Raw genomic sequence first — 24803 nt, forward strand, 5'->3', positions numbered from 1 at the left:
ATTGTACAGCTTAGACTTGCATGTTCATGACGTCACGGTAGGCGGTAACCAGACGATTACGAACCTGCAGGCCCATCTGGAAGGCCACGCTGGCCTTCTGCATGTCGACCATGACGTCGTTGAGCTCGACATTGGGATCGCCGGCCTGAAAGGCCATGGACTTTGCGGCGGAGGCCTGCTGCAGGCGATTGATACGCTGAATCGAAGCCTGCAGTTCGCCGGCGAAGCCGCCCTGCCCCACCTGCGTCGATACCAGCAGGCCCTTGGCCGCCGGCCCACTGGCCTGGGCCGCCAGAGTCTGCATCTGTGCCAATGCCGACTGGATGGCAGGTGAACTCATGTTCCGCACCCCTCGTCTCGTATTGATTGGCGGGCTCACGCGGGCCCACTGGAATGTAGAGCAAGCCTATCAGGTTGCGGCGCCTACCAAACGACCAAATGGAAGGTAAAAAAGGGGCTTTTCCTGCCTTTGGAGTGGATGGCGGCTCGCATAATAGCGTTCATCACAGTTGCGCCCCTTGCGGGCAGCCAGAACGCGGTGAACGGATGCAGTCGATGCCTTCTTCCAGCAACACACTTCACGCAGCCCAGTGCGCGCCTCATGCAGTCGCTGAATGGATACTCATGCGGGGGCAAGCATGAGTAACGGCGCCACGACGCAGGAGCGTCAGGACTCCTCAGCCAGCGGCTCCGCCGCGGTGGTCGAGCGCCTACAGCAACAGCTGCGCGGCAACCCCTTGATCGCCATCCTGATCGGTGGCGCTGCAATGATCGCCATCGTGGTCGCACTGCTGATGTGGGCGCGTGCGCCTGAGTATCGTGTCCTCTACAGCAACCTTACCGAGGCCGATGGCGGGCGCATCATCAGCGAGCTGGAAAGCCGCGGCGTCCCATATCGCTTCAGTGAAGGCGGCACTGCACTATTGGTGCCGGGAGATTCCGTACACAGCCTGCGCCTGCAGCTGGCCGAGCAGGGCCTGCCACGTGGTGGCAACGTCGGCTTCGAGCTGATGGACAACCAGGCCTTCGGCGTCAGCCAGTTTGCCGAGCAGGTCAATTTTCAGCGCGGCCTGGAGGGCGAGCTATCGCGCTCCATCGAATCCCTGGGGCCGGTAGCGCGCGCCCGCGTGCACCTGGCCATGGCGCGCTCTTCGGTGTTCGTGCGCGATCGTGAACCCGCCAAGGCATCTATCATCGTCACTCTGGAGCCGGGCCGGGTGATGGGCGACGGTCAGGTCAGCGCCATCGTTCACATGGTATCCAGCAGCGTTCCCGACCTGGCCGCGGAAAACGTCACCGTGGTCGACCACAGCGGCCGCCTGCTTTCCCAGACCAGTAGCCAGGGCCGCGGTCTCGATGCCACCCAGCTAGACTACATTGCCGAGGTGGAGCGCTCTTTCCAGCAACGTATCGAAAACATTCTGGCACCGATCCTCGGTCGCGAGAACATCAGTGCCCAGGTCGCCGCCCAGATCGATTTCTCCCGTCGCGAAGAGACCTCAGAACGCTTCGGCCCCAACCAGCCGCCCAACGAAGCCGCGATACGCAGCCGCCAGTCGAGTCTTTCCTACAACGGCGGCGACGGCTTAGCACTGGGCATCCCCGGCGCGCTGAGCAACACGCCGCCAGGGGTGGCCCCTTCGCCCATCGAGCTGCCCACCGACGAAGACGGTGAGCTCACCGAAGAGGCACAGCAGAGCCTGCAGGCACTCAACAACCTACGCCAGGACGACGTGGTCAACTTCGAGGTCGACCGCAACATCCAGCACATTCAGCATCGTCAGGGTGAGGTGACCCGTCTTACCGCCGCCGTGGTGGTGGACTATCGCGAAGAGCGCAACGAAGACGGCGAATGGCAGCGCGTGCCGTTGAGCGAGGCTCAGATCGCCCAGATCGAGCGTCTGGTGCGCCAGGCCATCGGCTTCTCCCCGGCACGTGGCGACGAAATCGAAGTGGTCAACAGCCCGTTCAGCCGCGACGTGACGGAAGCCGAAGAGTTCGAGTGGTGGCAATCGCCCGAGGTTCATTCGCTGGCTCTGACCATCGGACGCTATCTGCTGGTGGCGCTGGGTGTACTCCTCGGTTACCTGCTGGTCCTGCGTCCGCTGATCAAGCGCCATACCGAGCAGCCCCTGCTCGCCAGCGCTCCGGGCACCGGCCTGCAGGTACGCGTGGGTGACGATGGTGAGCCGACCGAGGGCGAACTGCAGGCGGCCGGAGAAGACGATGAGCTGCGGCCGTACCAGAAGCCCAAGCGCAAACGTCGCTCGTCGGCCTATGAAGACCATCTGGCCGAGCTGCGCGAGCTCGCCCAGGAAGATCCCCGCATGATCGCCATGATCGTTCGCAGCTGGATGAGTAAGCATGAGTAGTGCCAAAGCGATGAACGGCGTTCGCCGCAGCGCCATCCTGATGCTGGCCCTCGACGAGGACAGCGCGGCCGAGGTGTTCAAGTACCTCTCGCCCAAGGAAATCCAGCAGTTGAGCATGGAGATGGCCGACATGGGCCAGGTATCCCATGAAGACATGCAGCAGGTGATGCTGGAGTTCCACCGAGAGACCGAAGAGTTCATCGCCCTGAACCTCAACTCCAGCGAGCACATTCGCTCGGTGCTGACCAAGGCGCTGGGCAGCGAGCGCGCCACCAGCATCATCGAGGACATCCTGGAGTCTTCCGGCTCCAGCAGCGGTATCGATTCGCTGAATCTGATGGAAGCCTCGATGGTGGCCGAGCTGATCCGCGACGAGCATCCTCAGATCATCGCCACCATCCTGGTCCACCTGGAGCGTCATCAGGCGGCCGATATCCTCGAGCTGTTCGACGACAAGCTGCGCAACGACGTGGTACTGCGTATCGCTACCTTCAGCGGCGTGCAGCCGGCCGCCCTGCAAGAACTCACCGAGGTGCTCTCGGGCATGCTCGACGGGCAGAACCTCAAGCGCAGCAAGATGGGCGGCGTGAGAACGGCAGCCGAGATCCTCAACCTGATGAACTCCTCTCTCGAGGAAACCGCCATCGAGACGGTGCGCGCCCACAGCGAGGATCTGGCACAGAAGATCATCGACGAGATGTTCCTGTTCGAGAACCTCATGGATCTCGACGACCGCAGCATCCAGCTGGTGCTCAAGGAGATCGACACCAACTCGCTGGTGGTGGCTCTCAAAGGCGCTCCCGAAGGGCTCATGGAGAAGTTTCTGCGCAACATGTCACGCCGTGCCGCCGATCTCATGCGCGAGGACATGGAAGCCCGCGGGCCGATTCGCGTTTCGCAGGTGGAAGCCGAGCAGAAGGCCATTCTCCAGGTGGTACGCCGTCTGGCCGATTCCGGCGAGATCGTGCTGAGTGGCGGAGACGACACCTATGTCTGATCGGGCAACCGGCGCGGAACGCCACGCCCCCTGGCGGCGCTGGCAGATGGACGAACTGCATGCCGAGCGCCCCGACGATGGCAACCGGCAGGCTCTCGACCCAGCCGTGGAAGCCCGGCGCCGCGAGGCATTTCAGCGCCAAGCAGAGCTGAAGACGCTGCGCGAGAAAGTGATGCAGGAAGCCCGCGAGGAGGGCTATCGCGCCGGCTTCGAGGAAGGCCGACAGGCAGGCTATGCCCAGGGCTTGGATGAGGGGCGCTCGAAGGCGCAGAAAGAACTCCAGCGGCAGGTTCGTGACACCGTGGTACCGCTTCGACCGCTTGCAGAGCAGTTCTCCATCGCCCTCGAGGGGCTCGATGAAGAGATTGCCAACGACCTGGTGGAGTTGGCCCTTGCAACCGGCCATCAGCTCGCTGGCGAAGCGCTCAAGGCTCGTCCGCGCCAGGTACTGGAACTGATCAGAGCACTGTTACATACCGAGCCGCCGCTGGTGGGCCAGCAGCGCCTCTGGCTACATCCGCTCGACCACAAACTGGTCGAGGAGCACCTGGGCGCTGAGCTGGCCGCGGCCGGTTGGAAATTGCAACCCGACACACAGCTCACCCGCGGCGGCTGTCGCGTCACCAGTGCCAACGGCGAGTTGGATGCCACCTGGGAGACCCGCTGGCAGGCGGTGAAATCCCAGGTCAGACGTCGGCGTGCAGCACCCGCCGACGACAGCAGCGACAACGAAGAGTAGAGACAACGCAATGAGCGAAGCGGCAGCGACCACCAATGCGCATCAAGCACGCTGGCAGCAGACGCTGCGGCATGTGCGCGCGCGTGTGGAAACGGTGCCCGGCTATCGCACCAGCGGTCGGGTGCTGCGCGCCACCGGCATGGTGATCGAAGCCGTCGGACTGCGCGTGGCGCTGGGCAACGCCTGTCGCATCGAGCTGCTCTCCCCCGGTGGCAACGAGCCGCCCCGTTTCGCCGAAGCCGAGGTAGTCGGCTTCAACGGCGAGCGTCTGCTGTTGATGCCGCTCACGGAAATCGCCGGCCTGATGCCCGGCGCCCGGGTCTTCCCGCTGGGCGACGGTCCGGATCATGCGGCACGCCGCTTCCCACTGGGTGAATCCCTGCTCGGTCGCGTGGTGGATGGCAACGGCGAGCCGCTGGACGGCTTCGGCCCTCTGGACGAGGCCCCCCGTGCCCCGCTGTCCACCCCCCCACTCAACCCGCTGAAGCGCGCTCCCATCGACGAGCAGATCGATGTGGGTATCCGTGCCATCAATGCCCTGCTCAGCGTTGGGCGCGGCCAGCGCATGGGGCTGTTCGCCGGCAGCGGCGTGGGCAAGTCGGTGTTGCTCGGCATGATGGCCCGCTACACCGACGCCGAAATCATCGTGGTGGGCCTGATCGGCGAGCGTGGGCGCGAGGTTCAGGACTTCATCGACAACATTCTCGGCCCCGAGGGGCGTCGACGTGCCGTGGTGGTAGCGGCACCGGCCGATACCTCGCCGCTGCAGCGCCTGCAGGGCGCCGCCTATGCCACGCGGCTGGCAGAGGGTTTTCGCGATGCGGGCAAGAACGTATTGCTGATCATGGATTCACTGACCCGCTACGCCATGGCCCAGCGCGAAATTGCTCTGGCCATCGGCGAGCCGCCGGCCACCAAGGGCTATCCGCCTTCGGTGTTCGCCAAGCTACCCAGCCTGGTAGAGCGTGCCGGCAACGCCGAACGCGGCCGCGGCTCGATCACCGCCTTCTACACCGTTCTCACCGAAGGCGACGATCAGCAGGACCCGATTGCCGACTCGGCGCGCGCCATCCTCGACGGCCATATCGTGCTGTCCCGCACCCTGGCAGAAGCCGGCCACTACCCGGCCATCGACATCGAGGCCTCGATCAGCCGCGTGATGACCCACATCATCGACGACAAGCAGTTGCGCATGACCCAGGCGTTCAAGCGCCTGTTCTCGCGTTACCAGCGCAATCGCGATCTGATCAGCGTCGGCGCCTACAGCCCGGGGCACGACCCTCAACTGGACGAGGCCGTACAGCGTTACCCCCAGTTGGAGCACTTTCTCCAGCAGGGCATGAATGAGAACGCCTCGATCGAGGCTTCCAAACAGGTTCTGGCCGAAACACTAGGAGTCAGATAATGAGTGCATCGTCACAACTCGCCATGCTGAGCGACCTGGCCCGCGACGCCCGCGACCAGGCAGGACAGCTGCTGGCGGGCGAGCGTCAGAGTGAACGTCAGGTCAGCGCTCAGTTGGAGTCGCTCAATCGTTATCGGCTCGAGTATGCCGAGCGCTTGCAACAGGCCATGCGTGAAGGCATCGATCCGGCGAGTATGCACAACTATCAGCAGTTCCTGGCGTCACTGGATGCCGCCCTGCAGCGCGCCAGACAGGCGCTGGAGGCCCAGCAGCAGCGCGTTCAGCAGAGCCAGCAAAATTGGCAACAGGAACAGAAGCGGCTTTCCGCCTTCGATACCTTGGTATCGCGACGCGATGCCGAGCGACTGCGCCAGGAGGCGCGCCGCGACCAACGTACCAGTGACGAAATGGCAGCCGGACGGCTACTACGCCAGCGTACCGACCTCTCTTCCTGAGTCGGTAAGGAGAAGACCATGAATATCCAGATGATCCTGTCCGCTCTGCCGAATCAACTCCCCGGCAAGCAGGAAGCCGGTGTCGCCCCGGGACCGTTCGCTCTGGCCTTGAACCAGGCTAGCGGCAGCGCTCCCTTCAAAGACCGCACTGTGTCTCTTCCGCTAGCCGATTCCGGCCATGCCTTGCCGCAAACCATGGCCGCGCATCAGGCGCTGCTCCAGGCGATGTATGGCAACATCGATCAGCAGCCCGACGGTGAAAGCGGACACACCGATGCCAACGCCCAGCTCGACGAGATCATGGCACGTCTTGCCCTGATCGACGGCAGCTTTGTTCAGGAGCAGGGTACCGGCAGCGCGCCGGCTCCGATGCTACAGACCGATCCCGACTTGGTAGTCGCCGGTGACGCCACAGCTGCCGATCATGCCGAACGTCAAGCCTCCGCCTTTGCTGCTGCGGCCTTGGCATCCCCGAGCAGCACCGGCGAAATGCGCATGGCTAACGGTGACAGCGCTGCGCTGACCACTGCCGGGCTGGCAACTGGCCAAGGCCAGACCGCTGCATTGCCCCAGGCCGCCATGACCGTCGATCGTGTCCTCGCTGCCCAAGCGGACGAAGCCCCACTACGCGTAGTCAATACGACAACCGAATTCACCACGACCTTCGCTAGAACGGCCCAGGCCGGTGGCGAGCTTCATCCGATGACGCCTGACTCCCCACGCGCCGGCTTCGTGCCGGAAGCCACCACCATGACACAGCCCGGCAGCGCCCCGACAGGGCAGGCTCAGGCTGCTGCGCAACCCGCACTACCCACCCAGGCCACTCTCACCGCCCCGCTGCAGAGCCCCAACTGGCCCGCCCAGTTGGGTCAGCAGCTATTGCAATTTGCCCGCATCGGCGGCGAGCAGCAGGTCGAGATGCGGCTGAACCCGGCCGAACTCGGCCCTCTCTCAGTGACACTCAAGATGACCGAGCAGGGTGCCCAGGCGCAGTTCCTGGCCTCACATGCACAGGTTCGTCAGGTGCTGGAGCAGGCTATTCCGCAACTGCGTGAAGCGCTGGCCGAACAAGGCATTACCCTGGGTGAGACCTCGGTGGGCGAGCAGCGCCGCCAGGATGCCCAGGCTTTCGCCAATCAGGATGGCCGCCAGAGTCAGGGTGGCTCGGCTTCCGGCGAGGAAGAGGCCGCTCTGGCCGCTGCCGACGAAGCCGCATCGACTTCGACCGCCACCCTGTCGCTGGATGGCCGGGTGAACCTCTACGCCTGAGACAAAAAGCCAAGATAAGCCCTTTCGCGCGGCCTGTTCCTGTCATCGCAGGTCGCGCAGCTTGGCATAATCATCCCAACAGCTGGACAACATACGAAAGGCAAGGCAATGGCAAAATCGATGGGTGGCTCCACAAAGCTCCTGTGGCTGATGGTGCTGCTGGTACTGCTCTCCATGGCAGCAGCGGGAGCGGCCATCTACATGGTCATGAGCGAGCGTGACGCCAGCGAAGGTGGCAACGCTCAGACGCAGCAACTGCAGCGACAGACACCGATCTTCGTCAAGATCGACCCCTTTACGGTCAATCTCGCCGACGACAATTTCGGCTCGCGACTGCTCTACACCGGTATCTCGCTCAAGGTCGGCAACAACGAGACTCGCGAGATTCTCACTGAGCACATGCCGCAGGTTCGCAGCCGTCTGCTGATGTTGTTCTCCGGCAAGCAAGCCAGCGAGCTGACCACCCCGGAAGGCAAGCGCCGCCTCGGCGATGAAGTGATTGCCGTGCTATCCGACCCGCTGTCCCAGCCTCAGCCGTCCCTGGATATTCGAGACGTGCTGTTCACCGAGTTCATCGTGCAATAAACCGGGTGCCCCTGCCACCATGTCCCAAGACGATCTGCTGTCACAGGATGAGATAGACGCCCTGCTCAAAGGCGTCAGCGGCGACGACGAGCCCGTTGCACGAAACGACGGCGAGACGCGCGTACGCCCATACGACCCGGCGACCCAGCACCGCGTGATTCGCGAGCGCCTGCAAGCGCTGGATATCATCAATGAGCGCTTCGCGCGGCACTTCCGCATGGGGCTTTTCAACCTGCTGCGGCGCAGCGCCGATATTACCGTCGATTCAGTGCGCTACCTGAGCTACAGCGAGTTTTCGCGCAACGTACCGGTGCCGACCAACATCAACATCATCGGCATGAAGCCGCTGCGCGGTTCGGCATTGATCGTGTTCCCGCCCAACCTGGTGTTCATGGTGGTCGACAACCTGTTCGGCGGCGACGGGCGCTTCTTGACCAAGTCGGAAGGTCGCGAGTTCACCAATACCGAGCAGCGCATCATCCAGCGCCTGCTGAATCTGGCCATCGACGCCTATGAGGAGTCGTGGAAGTCGGTCTATCCGCTGCAGATCAGCTACCTGCGCTCGGAAATGCAATCGAAGTTCGCCAACATCACCAACTCCCCCAACGAGATCGTGGTGAACACGAACTTCAACATCGAGGTAGGCAATCTCGCCAGCAGCTTTCAGATCTGCATCCCCTACTCGATGGTCGAGCCATTACGCGACCTGCTGGCCAACCCGCTCAGCGATGGCCATCACAACCAGGACAGCTCCTGGACCAAGCGCATGGCCGGCGAGATTCGCCGCTCGGAGGTGGAGTTGATTGCCAACTTTGCCGACATTCCTACCCGTATCGCCCATGTCATGGCGCTGAAGGTGGGCGACGTGCTTCCGCTGGAACTCCCCGAGACCGTGACCGCCAGCGTCGACGGGGTGCCTGTGATGGAGTGCGACTACGGCAGCCAGCACGAACAGCGCGCGCTGCGTGTCATCCGCATCATCGACCATGGTGCACAGAACCCGGTGTCGAAGGACGCCTTCATCAAGGGCGCAGCGCCTCAAGCCAAGGAATCCAAGCATGACTGATCCCAAGAAACCCGATCAGAACGTTTCCGACGACGACTGGGCCGCCGCCATGTCCGAACAAGAGGATAAGGAGCCGGCGACCGACGACGATCCCTGGGCCGAAGCCATGGCAGAGCAAGCCGCGGCCGAGCAAAGCGCAGGTAGCACTGACGACGACCCGTGGGCGGAAGCTCTGGCCGAACAGGAGGCATTCGAGTCGTCCGCCGACGAGGCACCTGCTGCTGCCGCTCCGCCGGCTGCCCCTCAGTCCGCTGGAGAGCGGGTTTTCCGCCCGCTCGATAGGGGCAAGGAAGTCGGCGCTCCACGCGACCTCGAGATGATTATGGACATCCCGGTCAAACTGACCGTGGAACTGGGCCGTACCAAGCTGACCATCAAGCAGTTGCTCGAGCTGACCCAAGGCTCCGTCGTCGAGCTCGACGGTCTGGCCGGCGAGCCGATGGACATTCTGATCAACGGCTACCTCATCGCCCAAGGCGAAGTGGTAGTGGTCGACGACAAATACGGCATCCGCATCACCGAGATCATCACCCCTTCCGAGCGGGTGCAAAAACTCAACCGATGAGCAACACTCCCTCGACCGAAACCCCGGCCGGCATCGACGCGCTGGCCGTGGGTGGAGATGCTCTGGTAGGCATGGCCACCCTCGGCAAGACGGCTGCTGCCCTGGCGCTGGTCATCGCTATCATCCTGATCTGCACCGCCTTGCTGAAGCGCTGGAACCCCCAACAGCGAGCGGCAGGCGGACATCTACGGGTGGTGGGCAGTGCTGCCGTCGGTGCTCGCGAGCGTGTGGTCATCGTCGAGATCGAAGACACCTGGCTGGTGCTCGGTGTCGGCGGCGGGCAGGTCAACAAGCTACACGAGCGGCAGGCACCTGCACGCCCCGCCGAGGTGACGACTGGCACGCAGACCGCAGACGAGCGCTTCGCCGTCCGCTTTGCCCGCGCCTTGAAACAGAACGCCGGCCTGGGTGGCTCCAGGCGGGGAGAATCATGATTCGCTCGCTGGTCCTGCTTGCCGTCCTTTTGCTTGCTCTTCTACCACTGGGCACCCATGCCCAGCAGATTCCCGGCATCATCAGCCAGCCCCTGGACAACGGCGGCCAGCAGTGGTCGATTCAACTGCAAACGCTGCTGCTGCTCACCTCGCTGGCCTTCCTGCCGGCGGCGCTGCTGATGATGACCAGCTTCACCCGTATCATCATCGTGCTCAGTCTGCTGCGCACCGCCATGGGTACCCAGGCTACGCCACCCAATCAGGTACTGCTGGGTCTGGCCCTGTTCCTGACCTTCTTCGTCATGTCACCCGTGATCGGACTAGTGTACGAGACCGCCTGGGTGCCACTTAGCGCTGACGAAATCGATTTCGAGCAGTTCCTACTGCTGGCCCAGGAGCCGTTCCGCGAATTCATGCTGGCCCAGACCCGCGAGCCCGACCTAGCGCTCTTTGCGCGCCTGGCAGAGGTCGGTCCCATGCAGGGGCCCGAGGATGTACCACTGCGCATTCTGGTACCGGCCTTCGTCACCAGCGAGCTCAAGACGGCGTTTCAGATCGGCTTCACCATCTTCATCCCGTTCCTGATCATCGACCTGGTGGTTGCCAGCACCCTGATGTCACTGGGCATGATGATGGTGCCGCCGGCCACTATCTCGCTGCCGTTCAAGCTGATGCTGTTCGTACTGGTGGACGGCTGGCAGCTGATTGTCGGATCGCTGGCGGAGAGTTTCTTCATATGAACGCCGCCAAGACAAGCCGGTCGCGCCGCGCCGGCAAGGAGTCACAATGACACCGGAAATGGTCATGGGCATCGCCTATCAGGGCATGCGCGTCACGCTGTTCCTGGCCGGCCCCCTGCTGATCACCGCTCTGCTCACGGGTCTTACCGTGAGTCTGTTCCAGGCTGCCACCCAGATCAACGAGATGACGCTCTCGTTCATCCCCAAGATTCTCGGCGTGTTCACCGTGCTGGTGCTGGCCGGCCCCTGGCTGCTGAAGCTGATCGTGGACTTCACCCGCAACCTCTTCACCAGCATCCCCAGCATGTTGATGTGAGTCGCACTCTTGAGGTGAGCTACGCATGGTCGAGGTGACCTTCGATCAACTCCACGGCTGGCTGGTGCTTCTGCTGTGGCCCTTCGTGCGCATCCTGGCATTCTTTCAGGCAGCTCCGCTGTGGGGACACTCCAGCGTGCCGAACCAGGCCAAGATCGGGCTGGCATTTCTCATCACGCTGGTGATCGCCCCGGTATTGCCGCCCATGCCCGACGTGCCTCTCGTCTCCTGGGCGGGCTTCGGCATCATGGTGGAACAGATGCTGATCGGCATTGCCATCGGCCTGGTCATGCACGTTGTCTTCGCCGTGGTTCAGGCAGCTGGTGAGTTCATCGGCCTACAAATGGGCCTGGCCTTCGCATCCTTTTTCGATGCCGGCAGCGGCACCAACACCATGATCCTTTCGCGGATCTTCTTCATGATCACCCTGCTGATGTTCCTCGCCCTGGGCGGCCACTTGATGGTGCTGGAAGCACTGGTATCGAGCTTTTACGGTCTGCCTATCGGCATCGGCGCATTCAATCCCGCGGCTTTTGAGATGGTGGTGCGCTACGGCGGCACCATCTTCGTCGCCGGCATGTCGCTGGCGTTGCCACTGGTGGGTTCGCTGCTGATCATCAACCTGGCCATGGGCATCTTGAACCGTTCAGCTCCTCAGCTGACGGTGTTCAACATCGGCTTCCCCACCTCGCTGACCGTCGGCCTGGTGCTGCTGATGGTACTGATGACCGATATGTCACGTTTCCTGCAGCGGCTGTTCAGCAACGGCATCCAGTTCATCTACGCGCTGATCGAGGCGCTGGCGCCGCTGGCCTGACATCACCCTTGCCTCATCATTAGTTAAGCCCATCTGCAAACGCAAAAAAGCCGCCCGGCAAGCCGGAGCGGCGAAACGAGATCTCGTCAATTGCACGAGATCTGCAGGGAAGTTGAGCCGGCTTACCTGGCGGCTCGATGGATTGCCGTCCCAGACAGAATCCTCACAGGAAGTTGAACAGTGACATGCTCTTGACGTCGACGAAGGCCTTCTGAGCCGCCTGCAAGCCGACCTGGCGCAGACTGTAATCGGCAATTGCCTTGGCGTAGTCGAGATCGACCAGATCGGAAAGCGTTTTATCGTAGTTCATCATTCGGTTGCCGGCGACGGCATCGACCACGTCCAGTTCGTTGAGGCGCGCACCCATGGAGGCACGCACGGTCAGTACGTTGTCGAGGCTGTTGTCGAGTTCACGCATCACCGTGTTGATGGTGTTGCGGAAGTGGGCACGGTTTTCTGGCGTGCCCTCCTGATCGAGCTCCAACAGGTCGATGGCATCCTTGAGTGACTTGAACAGGTCCTGGTTGGCATTGGCGTCGTTGGCCGGGCGCAGCTGGATCTGGTCGCCGTCAGCGGGCGCGCCCTCCAAAGTGATGCTGACGCCACCAAAAACGACGGCCTTGCCCGATTCATAAGACTCGTCAGCGACAATGGGGGTTCGGGTACCGTCGGCCTCAACGACACTGACGGAAAATAACGGGTTGCCATCCGTGTCGGTAGAAAATTCCAATTCGAACGGCTTGCCGAAGTGCTCAGCATTCGGGTCGACGCGGTTCGGCCCGCTGGTGAATGCAACCGAACCTTCATTGCGTACGAAGCCTTGCTGAGTACCAATACTCGTTTCGCCAGGCGACTCTCGCTCCGCTCTCGCCACATAGCCGGCTCCCGAAGGCACGCTCTGGAAGATGGTCTTTCCGTTGTCGGCCACCGGCATCAGGCGCGAGGCATCGATCCGCTGCTCGCGGGTGTTCTCGTCTCCGACATAGTTGACACCAGAGATGCCATCCCCACTGGTGCGGGCGAAGGGCGGTGAGTTGTCCTGGTAGCCACCAAACAGATAGCGACCGTTGCCGTCGGTGGCATTGGCCTGGCCGATCAGGGTCTCGTAGATGCCGCGCAGTTCGGAGGCCACCGACTGGCGGTCGACGTCGCTCAGGGTGTCGCTTGCTGCCTGGACCAGCAATGTCTTGGCGCTGGTAATGGCATCGGCCGTGCTGTTGAGCACGCTCTCGGCCTGAGCCAGCGAGTTACGCGCCGACACACGAGCATCGGCAAACTGCTGGGTCACGGCCTTGGCCTGGGACACCCCGACTGCCCGAGACGCCGCTTGGGGGTCGTCGGAGGGGTTGACGACCCGCCGGCCACTGGCGATCTGCTGGCCGACCTTGAGAAAGTCGCTCTGCTGACGATTCATGGATGCCACGCTCTGATCGAACATGGTCACAGTGCTGATACGCATCTTTGTGGACTCCCCGAAGATCAGTTACGCAAGCCGAGAATGGTATCGAACAGCGTGGAAGCGGTATCGATGACCCGGGCATTGGCCATGTAGAACTGCTGGTAGCGAATCAGGTTGGCCGCTTCTTCGTCCAGGTTGACCCCCGACTCGGACTGTTGCACTGCCTTGAGCTGGTCGGTCAAGCCCTGACGTGCATCGAGATTTACCTTGACGATGTTAGTTCGGTTACCCACATCGCTAACCATGCCGGCGTATGCCTGGCTTAGGGACGCACGACCACCTACCAGGGCCTGGCTCTGCAGGTTCTGCATCGCCAGGGCGTTACGGTTGTCGCCGGTGCCGGAAGCGGCGATGCCCAGATCAAGCGTAAACTCCCCCTGATCAGCACTGGGCAACTTCACCTTGAAGCTCACCCCATCCACCGTGAGTGTCGCACCGGCGGTCAAGGGGTCGCCATCAATCGTGCCGTCTGGGTTAACGGTTCGCGCTTCGCCGTCAACCAGAACGGTAGCAGGCATTTCCTGACCTACCGCCGAGCCGAAGGTCAACACTCCAGCGCTATCCAGTGTGATGGCATAGCTTCCCCCATCAGCCAGGCCGCTGAGCGCTCCTGCATCGGCACGGACTTGGCCGGAAATCATGTCGCTGGTGGCGGAAACGAAACTGCCGGCGGCGATCTTGTCCAGGTCGGCGATCTGGGAGTCGAGATTCGCCGCAGCGCGACGCACCGGTTGCACTTCGTAACGGTTACCGTCGTTCGGGGTTCCGCTGAACTCCAGGGTGATGCCGCCAAAGCTGAGCGTCGAAGTATCGGCATCCCAGTTGATTTCATCTGCCGGTACCGCTTGGCCGTTATCCTTACGGGTAATCTGCGGCTCTCCGTCCTGAAAGCGAATGGTGTAATCCGTGGCGCGCAGCTTGTCGATGTTCGCCGCATCGAAGCTGGCCGCCGTCACTTCCACGCCACCGGTATTGCGCGGAAAGGAGTATACGCGGGGCTGGCCGATGCTGAAGAAATCACCGCCCTGGTTACCATCGAGATCCTGACCCAGGCGATGCTGCTCGTTGAAACCTACCGCCAGCGATACGGCAAGCTGACCGATCTGATTCTGGGTCTTGTCCAGGGTCTCGGCACGGAAGGTCATCAGTCCGCCCAGTGTCCCCCCCTTGATGGTGTTCTCTCCCAGCGCCACCAGGTTGCCGCCGGAATCGCGATAGCCAAGCACGGTACGCTGCGGATCGTTGGGGGCATCCATCGCTTCCAGGCGATAGTGGTTGGTGCCGGACACCAGCGGCTGCCCGTTGGGCAGGCTGATGTTGTAGCTCTTGCCGTCCTGGATCTCCAGACGGATATCCATGCGCTCGCTGAGTTCGGCAACCAGCTGGTCGCGCTGATTGAGCAGGCTGTTGGGGGCCTCGCCGCTGCGCGCACGAGCCAGCGCGATCTCGCGATTGAGCGTTGCCAGCTGCTCGGTCATGTTATTGATCTGGGTGACTTCGTCCTTGATCTGACCGTTGATACCTTCCTGCATGTCCTGCAGATAGCCGTCGAAGGCGCGGAACTGGGCAGTCAGGGTATTGGCAGTACCCAGCAGGCCCTGGCGGGCCGCCGGGTCGGAGGGGGCACCGGCGAGATCCTCGAGGGAGGAAAAGAAACTCTGCATCAACGGCGCCAAGCCCGCCTCGCGATCGGCCAGAAGATTGTCGATCTGGCTGATTTGATTTTCGTAGGTCTTCAATGCACTCGATGCACTGGTCGCTGCGTTGAGCTGGTTGGCCACGTACTGATTGAACTGGCGCTGGATGGCATTGACCTGCACGCCGGCATCGGCACGGCTCTGGCCGAGAATCGTCAGTTCACGATTGTAGCCGGGCGTGTAGACGTTACTGATGTTGTTGCTGGTGGTGTTCAGCGCGTTCTGGGCGGCATTCAGACCGCTCAGGCCGATGGAAAAAATGGTGCTCATGGTGTCGTTTCCTTTCGCCAATGCCCTTTATATCGGCCTGAATCGTCGTGACTTTAGGGATCAATAGCTGAAAAAGACCAGCGAATCCCGCTGCCGCATCGGCCCCATGCTGTTCATCACCGCGATCAGCTTGTCGGCGTAGGCCGGGTCGGTGGCATAGCCGCCCGCCTGCAGTGCACGGGCGGCCTGTTCGGCACTGCCCGCCGTGGTTACCGCTGCATAGCGCGGGTTGTTGCCGATCAGACGTGCGTAATCGGTGAAGGCTTCCTCGAACGAGTTGTAGACGCGGAAGCTATCGACGACCCGGGTACGCTGACCGTTGATGTATTCATGGGTCACGATGTCGGTAGTACGCCCTTTCCAACTGCTGCCCGCCTTAATACCGAAAAGGTTGTAGCTGTTACGACCATCGGCCGTGGCAATCTCGTGGCGCCCCCAGCCGGTTTCCAGTGCCGCCTGAGCCAGAATCAGCTCAGCCGGCACACCGGTCTTGCGGCTGGCGGCTTGCGCAGGAGCCGAGAGCCGCTCCATGAAACGTTGCACATGCTCCTGCCCCTGGCTTGCCGAACCAGAGCGGGTACTTGCTCTCGCCGCAGACTGGCTACCTGTCGGCGGCACGGGCGCCTGAGCGGAAGCCGGCAGCCTGGCATCCAGCGCCGCCATGAAGCCCACGCGCACGGTCTCCAGTTCCTCGAGGAAGTTGGCCGGCATCGTGACCTGATCCGCTTCACGCACCGAATTGTTGGCTGCCCGTTCGGGCAGACGCTCTTCACCCTCTGCCGCGGGCTGCAGAGCATCCTGGAGGACGCGGGGCGTGCCACGCGGAATACCGGCGATGAGTTCACTCAGTTCACGATCCGCCACGCCGGAGCGGGGGGAGGAAATTCCCAGTTGGCTTTCCAGCTGTGCCACGAGGTGATCGGCCAGGCCTATGCCGCGGCCGGCCATGGTCTGAGCCCACTGCTGATCCATCATCGATTGGTAGAACTCGGTCTGCTGACTGTCGAGCAGCCCACCCGACGGGATGGTGTCGCGCATGCTCTTGAGCATCATCTGCAGGAACAGCGCCTCGAACTGCTGCGCGGCACCGCGCAATCCCGCCGCTTCGTCATTCCTCGCGGTGTGCTTGAGCCGCTCGAGCCCCTGCACGTCGAGGGCGAACTGGCCACCCATGTCCTGGATACTCATCAGATGATCTCCAGATCGGCGCGCAATGAGCCTGACGCCTTGAGCGCTTCGAGAATCGCCATGAGGTCGCTGGGCGTGGCGCCGAGGGCGTTGAGAGCATTGACCACATCGACCAGATCGGCCCCTTCCACCACACGCAGATAGGCGTCCTGCTCCTGCAACTCGATCTCGGTATCGGGCACGACCACGGTCTCACCTTGACCGAACGGCGCCGGCTGGCTGACCAGGAAGCGGGTGTCGATGACGATCGACAGATTGCCGTGGGCCACGGCGGCACGGCGCAAGGTCACGGCGCTATTCATCACTACCGAGCCGGTACGGGCATTGAAGATCACCTTGGCCGGCGCCTCCATCGGCGTAACCCGAATATTCTCCACCTGAGCCATGAAGTTGACTCGGGAGTTGGGGTTGGTGGGTCCGTCCAAGGCGATGACGCGACCATCACGCGCTGCGGCCACCGGGCGACCGAACTCGTTGTTGATGGCATTGACCACCCGCTGTGCGGTGCCGAAATCCGCCTGCTTGAGCTCGAGCTCTAGGAGTCCGGCATTGGCGCCCAGATCCAATGGCACTTCGCGCTCGACCATTGCCCCACCGGGAATTCGCCCACCAGCCAGCTGATTGACCTGGACCTGAGCACCACCCGCCTGGGCTCCGGCGCCACCCACCAGCAGGTTGCCTTGAGCGATCGCGTAAGTATCGCCGTCGGCACCCTTGAGAGGCGTCATCAGCAGCGTCCCGCCACGCAGGCTGCGGGCGTTGCCGATGGAAGACACGTTGATGTCGAGCCGCTGCCCTGGGCGTGAGAACGGCGGCAAGTCGGCGGTTACCATTACCGCGGCCACGTTACGCAACTGCATGTTGGTGCCCGGCGGTACGGTGATGCCGAGCTGCGACAGCATGTTGGTGAGGCTCTGCCCGGTGAAGGGCGCCTGCATGGTCTGATCGCCGGTGCCATCGAGCCCGACCACCAGGCCATAGCCGACCAGCACGTTGTCGCGCACGCCGGCGAAGTTGGCGATTTCACGGATACGTTCGGCCTGAGCCGGCAGCGCCAGCAGACAAAGCCATGTCAGTAGCAGAAGCTTTTTTGCCACCGAAGCGAAACGGTTTGGCTTGGTCATCATGAAGTCGGTCATGGTCGCCTCGCCCGATCAGAAAGGCGAAATATTGAGGAAGAAGCGCTGCAGCCAACCCATATGCTGCGCTTCACTGATATAGCCGTTGCCTACGTACTCGATTCGCGCATCGGCCACGGACGTGGAAGGTACGGTATTCTGGCCGGTGATGGTGCGCGGATTGACCACGCCGGAGAAACGGATGAACTCCACGCCCTGATTGATGGCGATCTGCTTCTCGCCGCGCACTCGCAGATTGCCGTTGTGCATCACCTCGAGCACCGACACGGTGATGGTGCCGGTCATGCTGTTGCTGGCCTGGGAGCCGCCACCACCGTTGAAGGCGCTGGTGCCTGACATGCTGCCGGAAAGATCGATACCCTGCGCGGCCAGCCGTTCCAGCACATCGGGTAGGGCTGAAATGTCTAGCTCCGCCGAACCGTTGCGACTCATGTTGGACTGCGAGTTCTTGCTGGCGCTGACCTGCTCGTCCAATACGATAGTGAGAATATCGCCCACCATGCGCGGACGGCGATCCTCGAACAGCGGCTGCGAGCCACGCTGAGCCTGGTAGATGGAGCCGTTGGCCGCCCGAGGCGGTGGCTCGGTGATAAATATCTGCTCCTGCTCGCCGACCACCGAGGCGCGAGGCACCTGAGCACAACCACCCAGTGCCAACACCGCCATGGCTACCGCCGCGATGGCCACACGTGCGGCCGATCTTCCCATCACTTTCATTGTCTCTCGCTTCCGGCAGTGCGTTTCGCGCCAGGGTCTTTCATTGATGACAGGATCAGAGCTGGCTCAGGCGCGCCAACATCTCGTCGCTGGTCTGCACCGCTCGGCTGTTGATTTCATAGGCACGCTGGGTCTGGATCATGCTGACCATTTCCTCCACCACGTTGACGTTGGAGGTTTCCACGTAGCCCTGGAACAGCCTGCCGGCACCGTTCATTCCCGGCATGGTTTCGTTCCGCGGACCGGACGAAGTGGTTTCCAGGTAGAGATTGCCCCCGATGCTCTCGAGACCGGTCGCATTGACGAAAGTGGAAACGGTGATCTGGCCCACTTCGAGCGCCTGGTTCACGCCCGGCTGAGTTACGGAGACGATGCCGTCCTCGCCGATGGAGATCGACAGAGCGTTTTCGGGAATGATGATGGCCGGCTCCAGCGGATAGCCGTTGGCCGTTACCATCTGGCCGTTCTCGTTGAGCTGAAAGCTGCCATCGCGGGTATAGGCGGTGGAACCATCCGGCATCAGGACCTGGAAGAAACCGTTGCCGCTGATCGCCAGGTCCCGCGAATTGTCGGTCTGTTCGAGACCGCCCTGGGTATGCAGACGCTCGGTCGCAACCGGGCGCACCCCGGTACCCACCTGCATGCCCGAGGGCAAGCGATTCTGCACGTCATTCTGAGCACCGGGCTGACGCAGGTTCTGATAGAGCAGATCCTCGAATACCGCCCGCGAGCGCTTGAAGCCGTTGGTGCTGACGTTGGCCAGGTTGTTGGAGATGACATCCAGCTTGACCTGCTGGGATTCCAGGCCGGTCTTGGCCGTCCACAGTGACTTGATCATGTTTCTTTTTCCTCGACCCTACGGACCTCGGCTCGCTCGGAGCCGTCAGCCTTGGATGGAAAGCAAATTGTTGGCCCGCTGGGCGTTTTCGTCGGCGGTGCTGATAACCTTCATCTGCATCTCGTAGCGCCGGGCCACGTCGATCATGGCAACCATGGCCTCCACCGCACTGACGTTGCTGCCTTCCAGCGCACCGCTGGCAAGACGCGCATCGTCGTCGGCCTCCAGCACCACTACCTCACCCTCAGCGTTGGGCGGCATACGAAACAGGCCGTCGTCACCACGCAGCAGTGCTTGCTCCGGCGTGACCAGCTTGAGCCTGCCTACGTCGACCAGGGCCTCGGGGCCCTCGCCTTCACCAATGGCGCTCAGGGTGCCATCGGCGCCGACGGTGACACTCGACCCCAGCGGTACGATGATGGGGCCACCCTCACCGATCACCGGGCGCCCCACCACTGTCACCAGGCCATCGCCGTCCACTTGGAGATCGCCGCGGCGGGTATAGGCCTCACTGCCGTCGTCTGCCTGCACGGCAAGCCAGGAGTCGGCCTCAAGGGCCACGTCCAGTTCGCGCCCTGTGCGGGTGATGGGGCCCGGGCTGAAGTCGCTGCCCGGGGTGGTGGCAGCTACCGACACGCGGGTCGGCAGTGCTGCTTCGCCCTGCACCGGCACTGCACGCATGGCATGCAGCTGGGCGCGAAAGCCGCTGGTCGAGACGTTGGCCAGGTTGTGGCTGACCACCGCCTGCTGATCCATGGTCTGCTTGGCCCCGCTCATGGCGGTATAAAGGATGCGGTCCATGACTCAGGCTCCCTTGGCGCTTGGCATCAAAGCGTTTAGCGCAGGTTGATGGCGGTTTGCAGGAGCTCGTCCTGGGTCTTGATGGTCTGCGAGTTGGCTTGATAGGCCCGCTGCGCCACGATCATGTTGACCAGCTCACGGGCCATGTCGACGTTGGAAGTCTCCACCGCACCGGAAACGATGCTGCCCAGAAGGCCGCTTCCAGGAGCGCCAACCAGCTCCTGGCCGGATTCGTTGGAAGCGCGCCATACGTTGTCACCAGCCGGCACCAGACCCTCGGGGTTACGGAAGCTGACCAAGGCAATCTGGCCGGCGGGGCGCGACTGCTCGTTTGAGTAGTTGCGCATGACGGTACCGTCCTCCTGGATGGTGATACCGACGAAGCTGCCCGAGGTATAGCCGTCCTGAACCAGCTGACTGCTAGTCGAGGTGTTACCGAACTGAGTGGTACCTGCCAAGTTGAACTGGAAATCAAGGGGGACCGGAGCGCCACCGAGAGGGGTCGTGTCGTCGCTTGCGAACTCCAGCCTCAGGGCATTGGTGGCAATTGCATCGCCGTTGTTGTCAAATATCTGGCTAATGGTGCCATTCGCGTTGAAGTTAATGCTGAAGTCATTGGCTTCGTCGTAATAGCCATCCATCGCTACTTTGGCATTCCACGAGTTGGCTCCCACCTTCTCGTAGTAGACAGTGATGTTACGCGGATTACCGAGCGAGTCGTAAATGGTGAAGTTGTTAGAGTAGTGATAGTTGAGCTCTTGGCGATTAGCAGGATTGTCCGGATCACTCATGTCAGTGATCACTTCCACCTGACTCGCATCCTCTCCAGCCACCTTTCGGGCATCGAGATTGAGAATTGATGACACGCTGCTGGTCGCTCTTGCCGCCATTTCATCGGCTGCCACGTTCAAGGGCACCGGTTGGCCACCTACCTGCACTTGTCCTTGGGCATTCAGGCCATAACCCATGATTTGGTAACCCTGGGCATTGATCAGATCACCATTGGACCTCATGGTGAGCTGGCCGTTACGCGAGTAGACAACCTCGCCGCTGGCATCCATATAGCGGAAGAATCCTTCGCCAGCTATTGCCAGATCAAGGCCACGGTTGGTGGACTCGATGTTGCCTTCGCCAAAGTTCTGCAACACCGACGACACCCTGGTGCCCAAACCCACTTTGGAGTTGGCAAAGACATCGGAGAATTGGACGCTAGAGCCCTTGAAGCCCACGGTCTGAGAGTTGGCAATGTTGTTGCCGATAGTACCCAACCTTTGGGACTGGGCGTTCAAACCACTCAGTGCTTGTGAAAAACTCATGTTTCGTTCCTCTGCTTACCGGCTGAATGTGCCGCTATGCGCGGTTCTATTAGTAAGCACTGCACGAATGCCTGCGCGAGCGAATCGCTGCGTTGCGCGGTGCTCGGAATCCTCACATATACCCCATATGCTCCGGTTCCTGTGCTCCGTGCGCCTTGCGCTACATCCCGCTCGGCTATTCGTTCAGCACTTCCTTTATGCTGTGTTATTGAATAATGATTCAAAGAATCTGCTTGATCTGATCGAGCCCGACCTGGCCATAGATGGCGCCCAGGTCGAGCTTCACACCACCGTTCTTGTCCGGCGGCGTCACACCGCCGACCACGGCGTAGTTAAGGGTGCTGGCGTTGACCGCCTTGCCGTCGCTGGTGGCTTCGACGCGCACTCTGTAAGAACCCGAGGCGGCTGCCTCGCCCTCACTGGTACGGCCGTCCCAGGTGAACGACTCGACCCCCGCCTTGACCGGCCCGATATCGTAGCGGTTGGTCACTTGGCCACTGGCACTGGTGATCACCACACTCACGTTGTCAGCCGACTGGGGCAGCTCGATGCCGAACGGGGTGGTGTGCAGCTCACCCTCCTCGCCATGCTCTAGCAACAGACGATCGCCCGGCACCAGCACGCCCTGGCCGATCAGCGCAGTAGCCTGCAGCATCTGGCCGGCGTTCATCTGCTCGGTGATGCCCTTCAAGGTCTTGTTGAGATCCTCGATGCCGCTGACCGTGTTGATCTGGGCCAGCTGTGTGGTCATCTCATGGTTGTCCATGGGATTGAGCGGATCCTGGTGCTGCATCTGGGCGATCAGCAGGGTCATGAAGTTGTTGCGCAGCTCGGCCGACTGGCTGGCGTCGCGAGAGGAGGGCCCACCCTGATTCAAGCGCGAGACGACGTTGGCATCGATAGTGTTGGACATGTCGATCAGCCCTCACCCAGAGTCAGTGTCTTGAGCATCATCTGCTTGCTCGTGTTCATCACTTCCACATTGGCCTGGTAGGAGCGCGAGGCCGAAATCATGTTGACCATTTCATGGACCGGCTCGACGTTGGGCATCGTCACGTAGCCCTCTTCGTTGGCCAGCGGATGCTCGGGACGATACTCCATACGCATGGGCGAAGGGTCCTCGACCACCTCACGCACGCCCACACCGCCGATGCCGTGCCCCCCCAGGCGCGACTCGAACAGCACCTGCTTGGCACGATAGGCCTGACCGTCGGGGCCGGCCACGCTGTCGGCATTGGCCAGGTTACTGGCGGTGACGTTCATGCGCTGGGACTGGGCGCTCATGGCCGAGCCGGCGATATCGAACACGGAAAACATCGACATGGTAAGATCTCTCTTCCTTTGATCCGGCCTGTTATTCCGGCTGCATGGCGTTCTTCAGCCCCTGGATCCGGCTGTTCATGATGGTCAGTGCTGCCTGGTAGCGCACCGCGTTGTCGGCGAACTGGGTACGTTCGCGATCCATGTCCACGGTGTTGCCGTCCAGACTGGGCTGGTCGGGTATGCGGTAGAGCAGCTCCTGCCTGGACGCCGACATGCCCTGCCCCGCCAGATGGCGCTCGGAGGTACGCGCCAGCGAGAGTCCACCGCTGGACGTACGCCCCTGCTCGACCGCCTTCTTGAGTTCGCTGGCGAAGTCGAAGTCGCGGGCCTTGTAGTTGGGTGTATCGGCGTTGGCGATGTTGCTCGCCAGCACCTGGTGGCGCTGCTGGCGTAGCCCCAGCGCCTGCTGGTGGTAATTAAAGGCGGCCTCGAGCTGATCGATCATGCCGGCGCTCCCCGTGCGAAATCCTGATTGAAGACATACGGAACTTCTTGAGGTTGAAGAGTAACGACGCGCTTGTCACATCAATGGCAGAAACAGGCCCCTTTTCCTCGCTCATTTCCGCTGTTTCAGCCCATCGGGGCCAGCTAGAATCCTGCCATTACCCATGCTGGATGGCCCCGCCTCATGCGCCTTACCCGCTTAGTCCTGCTGCTACCGACACTGCTGGCCGGCCTGCTGTCGCTGCCGGCCGCTTCGGCCGACGACGGCGAACTGCTGCAAGCCGTGCACGGCTTTCTCCATGAGCAGGCCAGCGCGCTGGGCGATGAACTCATCATCGAGCTACGCCCTCCTTCCGCACGGCTACCCACCTGCGAATCGCCCGCCCCCTTCCTGACACGCCCCGGCGAAGTGCCGCTGGGCCGCATTTCCGTCGGCGTACGCTGCGGCGACGATGGCCGCCAGGTGCGCTACCTGCAGGCCGAAGTCGGCGTGATCGGCGAATACCCCGTGCTCGACACCCCCCTCGCTGCCGGAGAGACGGTGCGGCGTGAGCATCTGGTCATGCAGTCGGGGAATCTGGCCGAACTACCGAACCGCACCCTGCTCGAGATCGACCGGATCGTCGGGCAAGTGGCAACGCGGGCGCTCAGCCCAAGGCAGCCGCTGCTGGAGCATCAGTTCCGCAGCCTGCCGCTGGTGGAGAGAAATCAGCGGGTGGTGGTCGAGGCCCGGGGAAGCGGGTTTCGCATCGCCCGCGAGGGGCAAGCACTGGAGCCTGGCGCGCTTGGCGATCGTATTCGGGTTCGTTTCGACAGCCGCGAGATCATGACTGCCGAGGTGGTCGGAGAAGGCACCCTTGTCGTAGACTTCTGACATGGGCCGTCGCACCTCGAGCTCCCGAACGGGTATGGGCAGCTTCGCCCGGGAAACGCGTGCCGAAAAATTAGGCCTAAAGTTATCCCTCGCCCTGCCGATAGCAGGTAAAAGCATTCGGTCATGAGGCCATTAACGTGAAGATCAACAACCAGAACCCCCTGACTCGCCCGACCCAGACACAACCGCGCGAGGAAGCTCAACCGGTCAAGGGCGCCACCCCCTCGGGGCAGCAGGACCCCGGTCCTTCGGCTGCCACGCATCTGAGTCAGAAGGCTACCGATGCCTCCCGCGATATCGACAAGGCGCGTGTCGAGGAAATTCGCGAAGCCATCCGCGAGGGTCGTCTGGAGATCCGTGCCGAGCGCATAGCCGATTCGCTGATCGAATCCTTGTCTGCCGAGAGTCGCAAGGCATGAGTCTGGCCAAGCTTCTGATGGAACAGCAGCAGCGTCTGAGCGAGTTCACCGAACTGCTCATGCGCGAACGAGCACTGCTGGCCAGCGCCAGTATCGAAAGCGAGACCCTCGCCGAAGTTGCCCAGCGCAAGCAAGCGCTGCTGGCCCGCCTGGAAGCGAGCGAAAAGCTACGCCAAGGCGTTCAGCACCGTCTGGGCTATGCCGATGGTGCCGCGGGCGCCCATCAGGCAGCGCTGGATGCAGGCTGCGAAGAGGCCTGGATGCAGACGCTGGAAATGACCCGCGAAGCTCAGCGCCTCAATACGCTGAACGGCGAGCTCGTTGCCTTGCGCATGGAGCAGAACACACGCCTGCTCGACTTCATTCATCAGGCCGCAGAGAAGACCGTGTACCGCGCCAGCGGTCGTGTCGCGGCACAGGCAGGGCGCATCAACGCCTCGGTCTGATACGCCAGTAGCGGCGACCTTTTCGTCTTCGCAATTTACTTGCCCTTAGCTCCCGTCCGCCCGTGAAACCGTCCATATGTTGCATACGGGCGTCATGCCTGCACATCACCAC

Annotated in this window: 28 protein-coding genes; 16 read left to right on the top strand and 12 right to left on the bottom strand. The window is 62.1% G+C overall.

Translation table 11 applies throughout. The features are described 5' to 3' along the window. Window positions 1–10 precede the first annotated feature (10 nt). Complete coding sequence (gene fliE / locus HOP59_RS16835; protein ID WP_234254743.1) at window positions 11–340, bottom strand: flagellar hook-basal body complex protein FliE; 330 nt, start codon at window positions 338–340, stop codon at window positions 11–13. 298 nt (window positions 341–638) lie between these two features. Here fliE and fliF point away from each other — a divergent pair, with 298 nt between their 5' ends. The 13 genes from fliF to fliR all read left to right on the top strand — a co-directional run bounded on the left by fliF (window position 639) and on the right by fliR (window position 11760). Continuing rightward, window positions 639–2372 (top strand): flagellar basal-body MS-ring/collar protein FliF, encoded by a 1734-nt coding sequence (fliF, locus tag HOP59_RS16840; protein WP_234254744.1) that lies wholly within the window; start codon window positions 639–641, stop codon window positions 2370–2372. Continuing rightward, a complete protein-coding gene (gene fliG, locus HOP59_RS16845) occupies window positions 2365–3369 on the top strand; it encodes a flagellar motor switch protein FliG (RefSeq protein WP_026038186.1) in 1005 nt (334 codons plus the stop codon). The genes fliF and fliG overlap by 8 nt, the downstream gene beginning before the upstream one ends. Beyond that, entirely contained in the window at window positions 3362–4108 is a 747-nt protein-coding gene (locus HOP59_RS16850; protein WP_010628969.1) for a flagellar assembly protein FliH, read from the top strand. Before fliG ends, HOP59_RS16850 begins: the two co-directional genes overlap by 8 nt. Window positions 4109–4118: 10 nt before the next feature. Further along, window positions 4119–5513: a flagellar protein export ATPase FliI gene (gene fliI, locus HOP59_RS16855; protein WP_010628970.1), complete on the top strand. Its 1395-nt coding sequence runs from the start codon at window positions 4119–4121 to the stop codon at window positions 5511–5513. Next, the gene (fliJ, locus tag HOP59_RS16860; RefSeq protein ID WP_010628971.1) at window positions 5513–5968 is read left to right on the top strand and encodes a flagellar export protein FliJ; all 456 of its coding nucleotides are present in this window, start codon (window positions 5513–5515) and stop codon (window positions 5966–5968) included. Before fliI ends, fliJ begins: the two co-directional genes overlap by 1 nt. A gap of 18 nt (window positions 5969–5986) precedes the next feature. Next, window positions 5987–7237, top strand: coding sequence for a flagellar hook-length control protein FliK (locus tag HOP59_RS16865; protein WP_010628972.1), 1251 nt, complete (start codon window positions 5987–5989; stop codon window positions 7235–7237). Window positions 7238–7357: 120 nt separating this feature from the next. After that, the gene (fliL, locus tag HOP59_RS16870; protein WP_010628973.1) at window positions 7358–7822 is read left to right on the top strand and encodes a flagellar basal body-associated protein FliL; all 465 of its coding nucleotides are present in this window, start codon (window positions 7358–7360) and stop codon (window positions 7820–7822) included. 19 nt (window positions 7823–7841) lie between these two features. After that, complete coding sequence (fliM, locus tag HOP59_RS16875) at window positions 7842–8888, top strand: flagellar motor switch protein FliM (RefSeq protein WP_010628974.1); 1047 nt, start codon at window positions 7842–7844, stop codon at window positions 8886–8888. Next, window positions 8881–9453, top strand: a complete 573-nt coding sequence (gene fliN / locus HOP59_RS16880) for a flagellar motor switch protein FliN (protein WP_010628975.1) — start codon at window positions 8881–8883, stop codon at window positions 9451–9453. Before fliM ends, fliN begins: the two co-directional genes overlap by 8 nt. Continuing rightward, window positions 9450–9887, top strand: a complete 438-nt coding sequence (fliO, locus tag HOP59_RS16885; RefSeq protein ID WP_010628976.1) for a flagellar biosynthetic protein FliO — start codon at window positions 9450–9452, stop codon at window positions 9885–9887. The genes fliN and fliO overlap by 4 nt, the downstream gene beginning before the upstream one ends. Then, a complete protein-coding gene (fliP, locus tag HOP59_RS16890; protein WP_010628977.1) occupies window positions 9884–10627 on the top strand; it encodes a flagellar type III secretion system pore protein FliP in 744 nt (247 codons plus the stop codon). The genes fliO and fliP overlap by 4 nt, the downstream gene beginning before the upstream one ends. Window positions 10628–10673: 46 nt before the next feature. Beyond that, window positions 10674–10943, top strand: coding sequence for a flagellar biosynthesis protein FliQ (gene fliQ, locus HOP59_RS16895; RefSeq protein ID WP_010628978.1), 270 nt, complete (start codon window positions 10674–10676; stop codon window positions 10941–10943). Window positions 10944–10968: 25 nt separating this feature from the next. Continuing rightward, window positions 10969–11760, top strand: a complete 792-nt coding sequence (gene fliR / locus HOP59_RS16900; RefSeq protein ID WP_010628979.1) for a flagellar biosynthetic protein FliR — start codon at window positions 10969–10971, stop codon at window positions 11758–11760. Window positions 11761–11923: 163 nt separating this feature from the next. Here fliR and flgL read toward each other — a convergent pair whose 3' ends face one another. The 11 genes from flgL to flgB all read right to left on the bottom strand — a co-directional run bounded on the left by flgL (window position 11924) and on the right by flgB (window position 22953). Then, entirely contained in the window at window positions 11924–13219 is a 1296-nt protein-coding gene (gene flgL / locus HOP59_RS16905; RefSeq protein WP_010628980.1) for a flagellar hook-associated protein FlgL, read from the bottom strand. A gap of 20 nt (window positions 13220–13239) precedes the next feature. Next, window positions 13240–15186 carry a flagellar hook-associated protein FlgK gene (gene flgK, locus HOP59_RS16910; RefSeq protein WP_234254745.1) on the bottom strand — a complete coding sequence of 649 codons (1947 nt, stop codon included), beginning with the start codon at window positions 15184–15186 and terminating at the stop codon, window positions 13240–13242. Window positions 15187–15246: 60 nt separating this feature from the next. Next, window positions 15247–16374: a flagellar assembly peptidoglycan hydrolase FlgJ gene (flgJ, locus tag HOP59_RS16915; RefSeq protein WP_234254746.1), complete on the bottom strand. Its 1128-nt coding sequence runs from the start codon at window positions 16372–16374 to the stop codon at window positions 15247–15249. After that, entirely contained in the window at window positions 16374–17498 is a 1125-nt protein-coding gene (locus HOP59_RS16920; protein ID WP_234254825.1) for a flagellar basal body P-ring protein FlgI, read from the bottom strand. Before HOP59_RS16920 ends, flgJ begins: the two co-directional genes overlap by 1 nt. A 30-nt stretch (window positions 17499–17528) precedes the next feature. Then, a complete protein-coding gene (locus HOP59_RS16925; protein ID WP_370542924.1) occupies window positions 17529–18221 on the bottom strand; it encodes a flagellar basal body L-ring protein FlgH in 693 nt (230 codons plus the stop codon). A gap of 64 nt (window positions 18222–18285) precedes the next feature. Further along, window positions 18286–19068 (bottom strand): flagellar basal-body rod protein FlgG, encoded by a 783-nt coding sequence (flgG, locus tag HOP59_RS16930; protein WP_010628985.1) that lies wholly within the window; start codon window positions 19066–19068, stop codon window positions 18286–18288. Between the two features lie 45 nt (window positions 19069–19113). Beyond that, window positions 19114–19869 (bottom strand): flagellar basal body rod protein FlgF, encoded by a 756-nt coding sequence (locus HOP59_RS16935; RefSeq protein ID WP_234254747.1) that lies wholly within the window; start codon window positions 19867–19869, stop codon window positions 19114–19116. 35 nt (window positions 19870–19904) lie between these two features. Further along, window positions 19905–21185: a flagellar hook protein FlgE gene (flgE, locus tag HOP59_RS16940; RefSeq protein WP_234254748.1), complete on the bottom strand. Its 1281-nt coding sequence runs from the start codon at window positions 21183–21185 to the stop codon at window positions 19905–19907. Window positions 21186–21405: 220 nt separating this feature from the next. Then, window positions 21406–22098 carry a flagellar hook assembly protein FlgD gene (gene flgD, locus HOP59_RS16945; RefSeq protein ID WP_234254749.1) on the bottom strand — a complete coding sequence of 231 codons (693 nt, stop codon included), beginning with the start codon at window positions 22096–22098 and terminating at the stop codon, window positions 21406–21408. A 5-nt stretch (window positions 22099–22103) separates the two neighbouring features. Beyond that, window positions 22104–22508 carry a flagellar basal body rod protein FlgC gene (gene flgC, locus HOP59_RS16950; protein ID WP_010628989.1) on the bottom strand — a complete coding sequence of 135 codons (405 nt, stop codon included), beginning with the start codon at window positions 22506–22508 and terminating at the stop codon, window positions 22104–22106. 31 nt (window positions 22509–22539) lie between these two features. Further along, window positions 22540–22953 carry a flagellar basal body rod protein FlgB gene (gene flgB / locus HOP59_RS16955; RefSeq protein ID WP_234254750.1) on the bottom strand — a complete coding sequence of 138 codons (414 nt, stop codon included), beginning with the start codon at window positions 22951–22953 and terminating at the stop codon, window positions 22540–22542. Between the two features lie 183 nt (window positions 22954–23136). Here flgB and flgA point away from each other — a divergent pair, with 183 nt between their 5' ends. From flgA to HOP59_RS16970, 3 genes are all read left to right on the top strand, one after another. Beyond that, window positions 23137–23826 (top strand): flagellar basal body P-ring formation chaperone FlgA, encoded by a 690-nt coding sequence (gene flgA, locus HOP59_RS16960; protein ID WP_234254751.1) that lies wholly within the window; start codon window positions 23137–23139, stop codon window positions 23824–23826. Window positions 23827–23963: 137 nt separating this feature from the next. Further along, window positions 23964–24245 (top strand): flagellar biosynthesis anti-sigma factor FlgM, encoded by a 282-nt coding sequence (gene flgM / locus HOP59_RS16965; RefSeq protein WP_010628992.1) that lies wholly within the window; start codon window positions 23964–23966, stop codon window positions 24243–24245. After that, the gene (locus HOP59_RS16970) at window positions 24242–24691 is read left to right on the top strand and encodes a flagella synthesis protein FlgN (protein WP_234254752.1); all 450 of its coding nucleotides are present in this window, start codon (window positions 24242–24244) and stop codon (window positions 24689–24691) included. The genes flgM and HOP59_RS16970 overlap by 4 nt, the downstream gene beginning before the upstream one ends. Window positions 24692–24803: the final 112 nt, after the last annotated feature.

This window comes from Billgrantia aerodenitrificans, assembly GCF_021404405.1.
Taxonomy (GTDB): domain Bacteria; phylum Pseudomonadota; class Gammaproteobacteria; order Pseudomonadales; family Halomonadaceae; genus Halomonas; species Halomonas aerodenitrificans.

What these genes read in the sequence shown, in the direction of transcription:
- fliM (WP_010628974.1), top strand. Translation starts at nt 7,842, where the DNA reads ATGTCCCAAGACGATCTGCTGTCACAGGATGAGATAGACGCCCTGCTC.
- fliN (WP_010628975.1), top strand. Translation starts at nt 8,881, where the DNA reads ATGACTGATCCCAAGAAACCCGATCAGAACGTTTCCGACGACGACTGG.
- fliL (WP_010628973.1), top strand. Translation starts at nt 7,358, where the DNA reads ATGGGTGGCTCCACAAAGCTCCTGTGGCTGATGGTGCTGCTGGTACTG.
- flgB (WP_234254750.1), bottom strand. Translation starts at nt 22,953, where the DNA reads ATGATCGATCAGCTCGAGGCCGCCTTTAATTACCACCAGCAGGCGCTG.
- HOP59_RS16935 (WP_234254747.1), bottom strand. Translation starts at nt 19,869, where the DNA reads ATGGACCGCATCCTTTATACCGCCATGAGCGGGGCCAAGCAGACCATG.
- flgL (WP_010628980.1), bottom strand. Translation starts at nt 13,219, where the DNA reads ATGCGTATCAGCACTGTGACCATGTTCGATCAGAGCGTGGCATCCATG.
- fliJ (WP_010628971.1), top strand. Translation starts at nt 5,513, where the DNA reads ATGAGTGCATCGTCACAACTCGCCATGCTGAGCGACCTGGCCCGCGAC.
- HOP59_RS16970 (WP_234254752.1), top strand. Translation starts at nt 24,242, where the DNA reads ATGAGTCTGGCCAAGCTTCTGATGGAACAGCAGCAGCGTCTGAGCGAG.
- flgG (WP_010628985.1), bottom strand. Translation starts at nt 19,068, where the DNA reads ATGATCAAGTCACTGTGGACGGCCAAGACCGGCCTGGAATCCCAGCAG.
- HOP59_RS16865 (WP_010628972.1), top strand. Translation starts at nt 5,987, where the DNA reads ATGAATATCCAGATGATCCTGTCCGCTCTGCCGAATCAACTCCCCGGC.
- fliQ (WP_010628978.1), top strand. Translation starts at nt 10,674, where the DNA reads ATGACACCGGAAATGGTCATGGGCATCGCCTATCAGGGCATGCGCGTC.
- HOP59_RS16850 (WP_010628969.1), top strand. Translation starts at nt 3,362, where the DNA reads ATGTCTGATCGGGCAACCGGCGCGGAACGCCACGCCCCCTGGCGGCGC.
- fliO (WP_010628976.1), top strand. Translation starts at nt 9,450, where the DNA reads ATGAGCAACACTCCCTCGACCGAAACCCCGGCCGGCATCGACGCGCTG.
- fliE (WP_234254743.1), bottom strand. Translation starts at nt 340, where the DNA reads ATGAGTTCACCTGCCATCCAGTCGGCATTGGCACAGATGCAGACTCTG.
- flgC (WP_010628989.1), bottom strand. Translation starts at nt 22,508, where the DNA reads ATGTCGATGTTTTCCGTGTTCGATATCGCCGGCTCGGCCATGAGCGCC.
- flgA (WP_234254751.1), top strand. Translation starts at nt 23,137, where the DNA reads ATGCGCCTTACCCGCTTAGTCCTGCTGCTACCGACACTGCTGGCCGGC.
- HOP59_RS16920 (WP_234254825.1), bottom strand. Translation starts at nt 17,498, where the DNA reads ATGACCAAGCCAAACCGTTTCGCTTCGGTGGCAAAAAAGCTTCTGCTA.
- fliG (WP_026038186.1), top strand. Translation starts at nt 2,365, where the DNA reads ATGAGTAGTGCCAAAGCGATGAACGGCGTTCGCCGCAGCGCCATCCTG.
- flgE (WP_234254748.1), bottom strand. Translation starts at nt 21,185, where the DNA reads ATGAGTTTTTCACAAGCACTGAGTGGTTTGAACGCCCAGTCCCAAAGG.
- flgD (WP_234254749.1), bottom strand. Translation starts at nt 22,098, where the DNA reads ATGTCCAACACTATCGATGCCAACGTCGTCTCGCGCTTGAATCAGGGT.
- HOP59_RS16925 (WP_370542924.1), bottom strand. Translation starts at nt 18,221, where the DNA reads ATGGGAAGATCGGCCGCACGTGTGGCCATCGCGGCGGTAGCCATGGCG.
- fliR (WP_010628979.1), top strand. Translation starts at nt 10,969, where the DNA reads ATGGTCGAGGTGACCTTCGATCAACTCCACGGCTGGCTGGTGCTTCTG.
- fliI (WP_010628970.1), top strand. Translation starts at nt 4,119, where the DNA reads ATGAGCGAAGCGGCAGCGACCACCAATGCGCATCAAGCACGCTGGCAG.
- flgJ (WP_234254746.1), bottom strand. Translation starts at nt 16,374, where the DNA reads ATGAGTATCCAGGACATGGGTGGCCAGTTCGCCCTCGACGTGCAGGGG.
- flgK (WP_234254745.1), bottom strand. Translation starts at nt 15,186, where the DNA reads ATGAGCACCATTTTTTCCATCGGCCTGAGCGGTCTGAATGCCGCCCAG.
- fliP (WP_010628977.1), top strand. Translation starts at nt 9,884, where the DNA reads ATGATTCGCTCGCTGGTCCTGCTTGCCGTCCTTTTGCTTGCTCTTCTA.
- fliF (WP_234254744.1), top strand. Translation starts at nt 639, where the DNA reads ATGAGTAACGGCGCCACGACGCAGGAGCGTCAGGACTCCTCAGCCAGC.